Source organism: Paraburkholderia sp. SECH2 (genome assembly GCF_030464795.1).
Taxonomy (GTDB): Bacteria; Pseudomonadota; Gammaproteobacteria; order Burkholderiales; family Burkholderiaceae; genus Paraburkholderia; species Paraburkholderia aspalathi.
This window is the reverse complement of sequence record NZ_JALPRH010000057.1, coordinates 1-9,226: the sequence shown is the minus strand read 5'-3', so window position 1 is coordinate 9,226 and position 9,226 is coordinate 1. Positions and strand designations below refer to the sequence as shown.

The window sequence follows — 9,226 nt, the reverse complement described above, 5'->3', positions numbered from 1 at the left end:
GCCGCCCCGCACAGGGGCAACGCTAATAGACCACTAACAATGCAAGGAAAGGCACGAAAGCCAGAACAAGGAAAGGCCAACGCCCTAAGAACACGAACAACAAGCGCCGCGAAGGCAAAAAAACCGAAAACCTTCAAACAACAACCCCTTCCGCCGCAGGCGCCCCCAACGCATTACGAATAGCATTAGCCAGTTCACCGGCTGCAAACTTAGCCACATACCCATTCGCCCCAGCATTCTTCACATGCGCCTCGTTGGCTGCACCCGTCAAAGAAGAATGAATAATCACCGGAATATCCCGGGTCCGCTCATCAGCCTTGATCTGACGGGTCAACATGAACCCGTCCATCTCCGGCATCTCGAGATCAGTCAACACCAGCGCAATACTGTCCTTCACCCGCGTGCCGTTAGCCTGCGCTTCACGCGCAATCTGCTGCAACGTATTCCACGCCTCTTCGCCAGTCTTGGTCATCACGTAGTCTGCGCCGATCGCGCTCAACGCCTGCTCGATCAGCTTGCGCGCAAACCCGGAATCGTCAGCGGCGAGAATCTTCGCGCCAGGGCGGATGCCAAGCGCGTCACCCACCGAGGTCGGGTCGACGCTCGGATGCTGTGACGGAAACACGTCGCGCAACACCTGCTCCACGTCGATCACCTGGGCAAGCCGCGAATCGCCCGTGTTGCCGTCGATACGTGCAATGCTCGTCACCAGATTACCGCCGGCCGCGCCTTCCGCGGAGAGCACCTGGTTCCATTCGAGCCGCACGATGTCGTCCACTTCCTCGACTGCAAAAGCCTGCGTCGAACGCGCGAATTCCGTCACCAGCAGAATGTTCAAACCGCGCGTCGGCTCGCAGCCCATCAGGCGCGGCAAGTCGATCACGGGAATAATCTGGCCGCGAATGTCCACCGCGCCCATCACGAACGGCGAAGAACCCGCAATCGGCGTCACCGGCGGCATCGTCGAGATTTCACGCACCTTGAAAACGTTGATGCCGTAAAGCTCATGCGCATCGCTGCCGGGGACCGAACCCAGCCGATACAGCAACAGCTCGAATTTATTGGAACTCGTCAGGTTGCTGCGTTCGTCGTTCGCGCGGTGATCTACTGCCATCGAATCTCTCCAGGGATTGCGGTGCGAGTGGTGCGCCATGCATACCGTCCGTTCGGCCCTGGCGCGTGCCCTACCTTTCTGTTATCGGCGCAACAGCAGGAAAGTTCAGTGAATTCAGGCGGTTTGCCGCTGCTTTCTGGTTTACACCAAGCCACTATTCAGGGCAGGAAGAGGCCGATGGCTGTACAGCAAAAACAGGTATTTCGTATGAAGGTTACCTAACGTTACAGAAGCGACAGCATGGTTTCACATGCTGGGTAGTGCGCCTCCTAGAATGCACAGCGATAAGAGCGCGGCGCCGTTAGCCAGTCGAAAGCGACTTGCAAGGTTCAGTGCAATCGCGTGCCATGGCCAAGGCGCACTCGCATCTCCGTCGTTTCGCTTCCACTCCAAGGAGAACGTATGATCCGCTTGCCTCTCGCCGCCATCACCAGTGCCTGCATGGCCAGCCTTATGGTTATCGCTACCTCGGCCAGTGCCCAGACTGCGGCCGCGCCGGATGCAGTTCGCATTCATGCCGCCGACCAGACCTTTATCACCGACGCCACCAAGGCTGTCGCCACGCAACGCGACGCCGCACGCATCGCCACTTCGCGCTCAACCGACCGGGACGTGAAGGCATTCGCTGAGCGCGTGTCGAACGACAACGCGAAAATATCCGACGCGCTGCGCGCCGCTAGCCCGCGTGGCGTCGACGTGCCGAAGAACGATCCGGACCCGGCGGTGCTCGCGAGCATCAATAACCTGCGCGGCGCCGACTTCGACAAGACCTACATCGAGCAGGTCGCGCTCGCCGGCGAACAGAAAGCGCTGTCGGCCTTCCAGGCGGAAATCGCTTCGGGCCGCGACGAACAGTTGAAGGACGCGGCGAAAAAGGCACTGCCGACCATCCAGGAGCACTACGCAATGGCTCAGGATCTCGCCAAGCGTAAGCATCTGACTGCCCAGTAAGCCGGACATCGGACACATCAGTCACACCAGCCACAGTCCAGGCATCAAGGCGCGCGTCACGTAGCGACGTGACGCGCGCCGCAACGCGGCATAGAAAGCCGCTTAAAAACACGTCTAAAAGAGACGCCTGAAAAACCCGCCCCCAAAACAAGCAGTTCTCCCTCCCGCTCGCGCACATTCAAAGCCGCTTGCACACAGCAGACCAAACGCGTTCTTTTCGGCGATAATCGGCTTCGTTCTTTCAGGCCTGACTCGCGTGGCTTCCACCGCGACTCAGGAAGCTTGAAAGCGGTTTCCCGATTCCACACGCGTTCAATTCAAGCTCACCTCATGAGCAAGCCTGCCAATCTCCCGCAACAGTTGGACCATATGCTTCGGCAAGCCGTCGCGCTTCAGCAGAACGGCGCATTCGCCGAGGCCGAAGAACTCTATCGTGAGATTCTCGAACTCAAGCCACGCCATTTCGAGGCGCTGCAATTGTTGGGCTCACTTGCGCTGCAGGCGGGTCGCCTCCAGGAAGGCATCGAGCTCCTCAGAAAGGCGCTCGCCATCAATGCGAAACAGGCGCCCATCCATTCGAATCTCGCCTATGCGCTCAATGCCCTGCAACGTTTCGACGAAGCACTCGCGAGCGCCAACCGCGCGCTCGCATTGCAATCGAAATTCCCGGACGCACTGAACAATCGCGGCAACGCGCAAGCCGGCCTGAACTTGCCGCTCGAAGCGCTCAGCAGCTTTGATCGCGCAATCGCCTTGACACCGGATTTCGCGCAAGCCTGGAACAATCGCGCCTGCGTGCTGCGCGATCTGGGCCGTCCCGCCGATGCCCTCGCAAGCTGCGATCACGCACTCGCATTGCAGCCGACCTATCCCGACGCGTGGAGCAATCGCGGCAATGCGCTCAGCGATATGAATCGGGCGGACGACGCGCAGCAAAGCTATCAGCGCGCGCTCGAACTCGCACCTGCATTTGCCGATGCCTGGAACAACCTTGGTCTGACTCAGGTCGATCTCGGTGAGCACGCGCAAGCGTTGCAGAGCTATGAACGCGCATTGGCCGTCAATCCCGCCGCTGCGGAGACGCATTGGAACCAGTCGTTGTGTCTGCTGCAACTGGGGCAGCTAGAAGCGGGATGGAAAGAGTACGAATGGCGTTGGGAGCGTAGTCGGATCAAAACAGGCACGCGCACTTTTGCGCAACCGCTTTGGCTGGGCGATTTTTCTATCGACGGCAAAACGATTTTGCTTCACGCGGAGCAGGGTCTCGGCGACACGCTGCAGTTTTGCCGGTATGCCGACATGGTGTCGAAGCTCGGCGCAAAAGTCGTGTTGGAAGTGCCGGGTGAGTTGATGCGGCTAGTGTCCACGCTTGAGGGTGTGGATCAATTGATCGAAGCGGGGCAGACACTGCCGCCGTTCGATTGCCACTGCCCACTACTGAGTCTGCCGCTCGCATTCAAGACCGATCTCGCGAGCATTCCGTCAAAGACGCCTTATCTGTTCGCCGACTCGCAAGCAACGCGTGAATGGCACGAGCGTATCGCTGCACAAGCAGAAGGGCGCCTGAAAGTCGGACTCGTGTGGGCCGGCGGAAACCGGCCGCATGTCGCCGAACTCCGCAAGAACGACGCACGCCGTTCGATTGCGTTCGAGCGGCTAGCACCGATTCTCGATGTGCCGAACGTGCAGTTCTTCAGTTTGCAAAAGGGGCCGTCTGCGCTTCAGTTACCACACAGCGATTCGCACCCTAACGTCATTGACTACACCGAAGAACTCGATGACTTTGCCGACACTGCCGCGCTGGTGGCAAACCTCGACCTGGTGATATCCGTAGACACATCCACCGCGCATCTGGCTGGCGCGCTAGACAAGCCGGTATGGATTCTGAATCGTTTCGACACTTGCTGGCGCTGGATGCTGGAGCGCTCAGATACGCCCTGGTATGCGCAAGCGAAATTGTTCCGGCAGCCGGCATTGGGCGATTGGGACAGCGTGATTCGAAACGCGCGTGATGCACTGGCCGCGCTCGCCGGCACGTTTGCCGAGACGCGCGTAGACTAAACGTCCGTTTATCGATGGCTACGACACGGAGAATCGTCAATGGAATACAGGCATTTGGGTGCATCTGGTTTAAAGGTGCCGGTACTGAGTTTCGGTACGGGCACATTCGGCGGCAAGGGTGAGTTTTTCCAGGCGTGGGGCGCCACGGACGTCGCCGAAGCGCGTCGTCTGATCGACATCTGTTTCGATGCGGGCGTTACGATGTTCGACAGCGCCGACATTTATTCGAGCGGCGCTTCCGAGTCGGTGCTCGGCGAAGCGCTCAAGGGCAAGCGCGACAAAGCGATTATTTCGACCAAAGCGACTTTCCGTTTCGACGACGGTCCGAACAATGTCGGCTCGTCGCGCTTTCATTTGATTCAGGCGGTGGACGCAGCGCTCAAGCGTCTGCAAACCGACTACATCGACCTGTTCCAGTTACACGGTTTCGACGCGAAGACGCCTGTCGCCGAAGTCATGTCGACGCTCGACGATCTCGTGCGCGCCGGCAAGATCCGCTACACCGGCGTGTCGAATTTCTCCGGCTGGCATCTGATGAAATCGCAGGACACCGCGGATCGTTACGGCTATCCGCGCTATGTCGCGAATCAGACTTACTACTCGCTGATCGGCCGCGATTACGAGTGGGAATTGATGCCGCTCGGCGTCGATCAGGGTGTGGGTGCGGTGGTGTGGAGTCCGCTCGGCTGGGGACGTCTCACCGGCAAGATCAAGCGCGGCCAGCCGTTGCCGGAAACGAGCCGGCTGCATAAAACCTCTGACATGGGGCCGCCGGTGCCGGACGAGTACCTGTTCCGCGTGCTGGATGCAATCGACGAGGTTGCGGCCGAAACCGGCAAGACCGTGCCGCAAATCGCGCTGAACTGGCTACTGCAGCGGCCGACTGTATCGACGGTGCTGATCGGTGCGCGTAACGAAGAGCAGTTGCGCCAGAACCTCGGCGCGGTGGGTTGGAATCTGACGCCCGAACAGGTGGCGAAACTCGACGCTGCGAGCGCTGTACGTCCCGCGTATCCGTACTGGCACCAGGAAGGATTTACGGAGCGCAATCCGAAGGCGGTTTAAGCGCGCTTCCTCGGCGTTTGCACAGCGTAATCACCCGCTCCGGCTCGACTGCTATTTGACGAGTTCGCCGGAGCGGCGAACAGTTCGCTGTAATAGCGGCGCCCTGCATCGAGATGTTGATCGAACGCGAAACCTTGTTTGAGCATCACGTCAAAATCGGCGCGTTCGATTTTCATCACATAGCTGTGTTCGGTCGTGACAAGGCTGCATGGCCGATCGGTCACAGTCGCGCTAAACCATTTGCCCGCACTCGCATGACCGGCCGGATACGACTGTTGACCATATTCGATACGCCAGCCGCCGTCCAGAAGAATCCACATGCCTTGATCGTTCGCAGCGCCGTCGTGCGCGCTGCCGTCGCATTGCGCGACCACGGTACCGGGCTGCGCTTCCCATTCATGCGAATGGCCGATCACCGAACGCAATTGTTCGGTTGTGAGGCTCGTAAAGAAGGGCGTGTGCTTCAACAGATGAAGATAAGTCACTGAGGGTTTCATGGCTGTACTCCGCGTGGTGACGGATGCGTCCGGCGACTGAGCTTGTTGTCGCGCATCGCAAGCGGCGATCAGAAATGGCAGCAGCACGGCGCAGGCGAGCAGGATTGAGGGTTTCATGAGCGGTGTGTTCAAAGCGGAAAAGGAACGGTGGGACGCAAAGGTTTATCAATCACCCTCGGCGTCCCTCACGGTCATGCGCTGATTACCGCTTGATCTTCGCTTCAAGCAGATCGCCCATACCGATGCGTTTGGCGAACTCGATGCGCACGCGCTCTGAGACTTCGAGCACTTCACGCGCGCCGTCGCCGACGAAGTCGATCACCGAGCGCATCGGCCGCTCGCCCGAAGGCAACGCGACGATCCGCACGATTTCATCGGCTACGGCTTGCGGATCGGCGTCGTCCGGTGTGAGTTCGGACAGGCGCTCGCCGATCTGATCCATCACGCCGTCATAGCGTGCATACGCGGCGGCGCGCTCTGCATCGGCAGGTTTGCCGGCGCTCGGAAAGTGTGCGGTGCCGCGAGTGAACGCGCCCGGCACCACGATCGAGGTCTCGATACCGAAGCGCGCGATTTCGTAGGCGAGGGTGACTGCCAAAGAATCCATCGCTGCCTTTGCGGCGCCGTAGGGTCCGAGGAAGGGAGGGAAACCGCCCTTGGTCGTCGTGCTGCTGATCCACAACATCAAGCCCGCTTCCTGCTGGCGCAGATACGGCAGCACTGCACGGTTGACACGCTGCGCGCCGAACAGGTTGGTGTCGAACACCTTCACCATTTCTTCGGGTGTGAACGCTTCGGTCGGACCGACCACCAGATGGCCCGCGTTCTGCATCACCACGTCGAGCCGTCCTTGCTCGCGAATGATCGTCGCGGCGGCGGCATCGGCGGATTCTTGCGACAACACATCGAGTTCGAGCGGATGCAACTGGATGTCCTTCGCCTGGGCGAGCACTCGAATTTCATCGGCGCGCGGCTTGTTGCGTCCTTCGATATCGCGCATCGTCGCGTAGACGATATGGCCGGCTTCGGCCAGGGATTGCGCGGTGAGCTTGCCGATGCCCGTACCCGCGCCCGTAACCAAAATGACGTTCTTCTGCATTTTTCTGCTCCGAGTCGTGAAAGTGATATGACTTTTAAAGGTGCCGTGAGAGAGGCTCTTTGCGTGTTTTCAAGCTCGGTTAAGCCACGCCGCCGTTGGCGCGCAGGATCTGGCCATTGACCCAACCTGCATCCGGACCGACGAGGAAAGACACGACCGAGGCGATGTCGTCCGGCTGGCCGAGGCGTTGCAGCGGCGGCATTTTGGCGAAGGTCTGGATCTGTTCTTCGGTCTTGCCGTCGAGGAACAGCGAGGTCGCGATCGGGCCCGGCGCCACCGCGTTGACGGTGATGTCGCGGCCGCGCAATTCCTTGGCGAACACATGCGTGAAGGCTTCGACGGCGGCCTTGGTGCCGTTGTAGATCGCGTAGCCCGGCATGTTCAGCGCCAGCGTCGTGCTCGAGAAGTTGACGATGCGTCCGCCGTTGTTCATCCGTGCGGCCGCTTCGCGCAGCGTGTTGAAGGTGCCGCGCACGTTGATGCCGAAGGTCTGGTCGTACAGCGCGTCGCTGGTGTCGGCGAGCGGCAGCGTCTTCAGCACGCCGGCGTTGTTGACCAGCACGTCCACTTTGCCGAGTTGTTGTTCGGTGATTTCGAACATGCGACGCACGTCGTCGGCGTTCGCAACGTCGGCCTTCACGGCGATGGCTTTGGTGCCTGCCGCTGTGAGTTCCGCGACCAGCGCATCGGCTTCCGTCGAGCTCGATGCGTAGTTCACGGCAACTGCAAAGCCGTCCTTGGCGAGGCGTTGCGCAACTGCTGCGCCGATGCCGCGGGATGCGCCAGTAACGATGGCGACTTGAGCGTTTTTGATCGTGTTCATGATTCGTTTCCTTCTGTCTGGTGGGTTGGTGAGGTGAATCATGGTCGCTTTCGTCGCTGAGATAATCGGGTTAGACTTGCCATCATCATTCCATTTGCTTTAATAATTGGCCGACGGGCAGCCGGATCTCCAGTCCGGCAAAGGCATCAACCATGGATCGTTTCGAGGAAATGCGGGTGTTCATCCGGATCGCCGAGCGGCAAAGCTTCACGCGTGCTTCGGATGATCTGCAGATTCCGCGCGCCACCGTCACCAACCTGATGAAGCGCATGGAGCAGCGGCTCGGCGCGCGGCTTCTCGAGCGCACCACGCGCTCCGTCCGCCTCACGCACGACGGCGAGGCGTATTACCGCCGCTGCGTGCGGCTGATCGCCGATATGGAGGAGGCGGAGGGTTCGTTTTCCAACATCGCGCCGAAGGGCCTGTTGCGTGTGAATTTGCAGGGCACGCTGGCCCGGCACTTTGTCGTGCCGGCGCTGCCGGCGTTTCTCGAGCGATTTCCCGACATCGAACTGACGATCGGCGAGGACGACCGGCTGGTCGACTTGGTGCGGGAGGGGATCGATTGCGTGTTGCGGGCGGGCAATCTGCAGGATTCGTCGATGGTGGGGCGACGCGTGGCGCAATTGCCGCAAGTGACGGTGGCGAGTCCGGCTTATCTGGAAGCGTACGGCGAGCCGGCCGATCCGTCGGCTTTGTCCACGCATCGCGCGGTGAATTATCTATCCAGCGCGACGGGCAAGCCGGTGCCGCTCGAATTCAGAATTGACGGGCGCGATACGGCCACGTACCTGCCGTCGACGATATCTGTGACGGGTGCCGATCTCTACACAGGTTCGGCGGTGGCCGGGCTTGGCATCGTGCAAGTGCCGCAATACCGCGTGATGAGTGAACTCGCGTCAGGGCGGCTGAAGATCATTCTCGCGGAATTCCCGCCGCCGCCGATGCCGGTTTCGGTGCTGTATCCGCAGAATCGCCAGTTGTCGTCGCGGGTGCGGGTGTTTGCGCAATGGCTGCGGGATATTTTCGAGGCGGCGGGTGCGCAGACGGGTTCACGGTAAGCGTGTGAGTTCAGCGCAGGCGCGCGGCGATTGTCATATGGCGCGAGCAGTTCGTGCTTTTGCGTAAGCCGCGCTGCGTATCGTGGGATCATACGTGCAGTGCTGGGCGATATTGCTTTTTGCACGGTACGGAATAACAGGAGCAGGACGATGATCGATGGACTGGTGGGCGGGCGCTTATACGGCGAGGCGCAGATCCGCACGGGGCAGAATGGTAAGCGCTTTGTGACCTGCAAGGTCCGGGCGACCACCAATGATGGCGATACGATTTTCGTTAACGTGATTGCGTTTGATGATGAGGTGCAGACTGCATTGCTTGCGCTGGGTGACGCGGATAGCGTTGCGTTGAGTGGTGCGTTGACGCCGAAGGTTTGGACCGACAAGAATGGGTTGATTAAGCCTGCTGTGGATATGGTTGCGCATAAGGTGCTTGTGGGGTATTTGCGAGAAGGGTAATGGTTGGTTTTTGCCTTTTGCGGCGGCATTTGGCCGTGTTCTGAGGGCTTTGGCCTTTCCTTGAATTGTTAGTGGTCTATTAGCGTTGCCCCTGTGCGG

Annotated in this window: 9 protein-coding genes; 5 read left to right on the top strand and 4 right to left on the bottom strand. The window is 59.9% G+C overall.

Features of this window, described 5'->3' with window-relative positions:
* Positions 1–133: 133 nt before the first annotated feature.
* A complete protein-coding gene (locus tag M0D66_RS37680) occupies positions 134–1,114 on the bottom strand; it encodes a chemotaxis protein (protein ID WP_093647809.1) in 981 nt (326 codons plus the stop codon).
* A 402-nt stretch (positions 1,115–1,516) separates the two neighbouring features.
* Between M0D66_RS37680 and M0D66_RS37675 the strand changes: the two genes are divergently transcribed.
* The 3 genes from M0D66_RS37675 to M0D66_RS37665 all read left to right on the top strand — a co-directional run bounded on the left by M0D66_RS37675 (position 1,517) and on the right by M0D66_RS37665 (position 5,191).
* Entirely contained in the window at positions 1,517–2,065 is a 549-nt protein-coding gene (locus M0D66_RS37675) for a DUF4142 domain-containing protein (protein WP_266212931.1), read from the top strand.
* 330 nt (positions 2,066–2,395) lie between these two features.
* Positions 2,396–4,126, top strand: a complete 1,731-nt coding sequence (locus M0D66_RS37670) for a tetratricopeptide repeat-containing glycosyltransferase family protein (RefSeq protein WP_266212930.1) — start codon at positions 2,396–2,398, stop codon at positions 4,124–4,126.
* Between the two features lie 39 nt (positions 4,127–4,165).
* Complete coding sequence (locus M0D66_RS37665) at positions 4,166–5,191, top strand: aldo/keto reductase (protein WP_054043530.1); 1,026 nt, start codon at positions 4,166–4,168, stop codon at positions 5,189–5,191.
* On the opposite strand, the gene M0D66_RS37660 is transcribed toward M0D66_RS37665, so the two are convergent.
* From M0D66_RS37660 to M0D66_RS37650, 3 genes are all read right to left on the bottom strand, one after another.
* Complete coding sequence (locus M0D66_RS37660; RefSeq protein ID WP_266212929.1) at positions 5,188–5,688, bottom strand: hypothetical protein; 501 nt, start codon at positions 5,686–5,688, stop codon at positions 5,188–5,190. The genes M0D66_RS37665 and M0D66_RS37660 overlap by 4 nt on opposite strands.
* A gap of 202 nt (positions 5,689–5,890) precedes the next feature.
* Positions 5,891–6,787: an SDR family oxidoreductase gene (locus tag M0D66_RS37655; protein ID WP_266212928.1), complete on the bottom strand. Its 897-nt coding sequence runs from the start codon at positions 6,785–6,787 to the stop codon at positions 5,891–5,893.
* 79 nt (positions 6,788–6,866) lie between these two features.
* Positions 6,867–7,610, bottom strand: coding sequence for an SDR family oxidoreductase (locus M0D66_RS37650; protein ID WP_266212927.1), 744 nt, complete (start codon positions 7,608–7,610; stop codon positions 6,867–6,869).
* A 152-nt stretch (positions 7,611–7,762) separates the two neighbouring features.
* Between M0D66_RS37650 and M0D66_RS37645 the strand changes: the two genes are divergently transcribed.
* Both M0D66_RS37645 and M0D66_RS37640 read left to right on the top strand, forming a co-directional pair.
* Entirely contained in the window at positions 7,763–8,671 is a 909-nt protein-coding gene (locus M0D66_RS37645; RefSeq protein WP_266212926.1) for a LysR family transcriptional regulator, read from the top strand.
* 150 nt (positions 8,672–8,821) lie between these two features.
* On the top strand, positions 8,822–9,127 hold the full coding sequence (locus M0D66_RS37640) for a single-stranded DNA-binding protein (RefSeq protein WP_054043526.1): 306 nt from the start codon (positions 8,822–8,824) through the stop codon (positions 9,125–9,127).
* Positions 9,128–9,226: the final 99 nt, after the last annotated feature.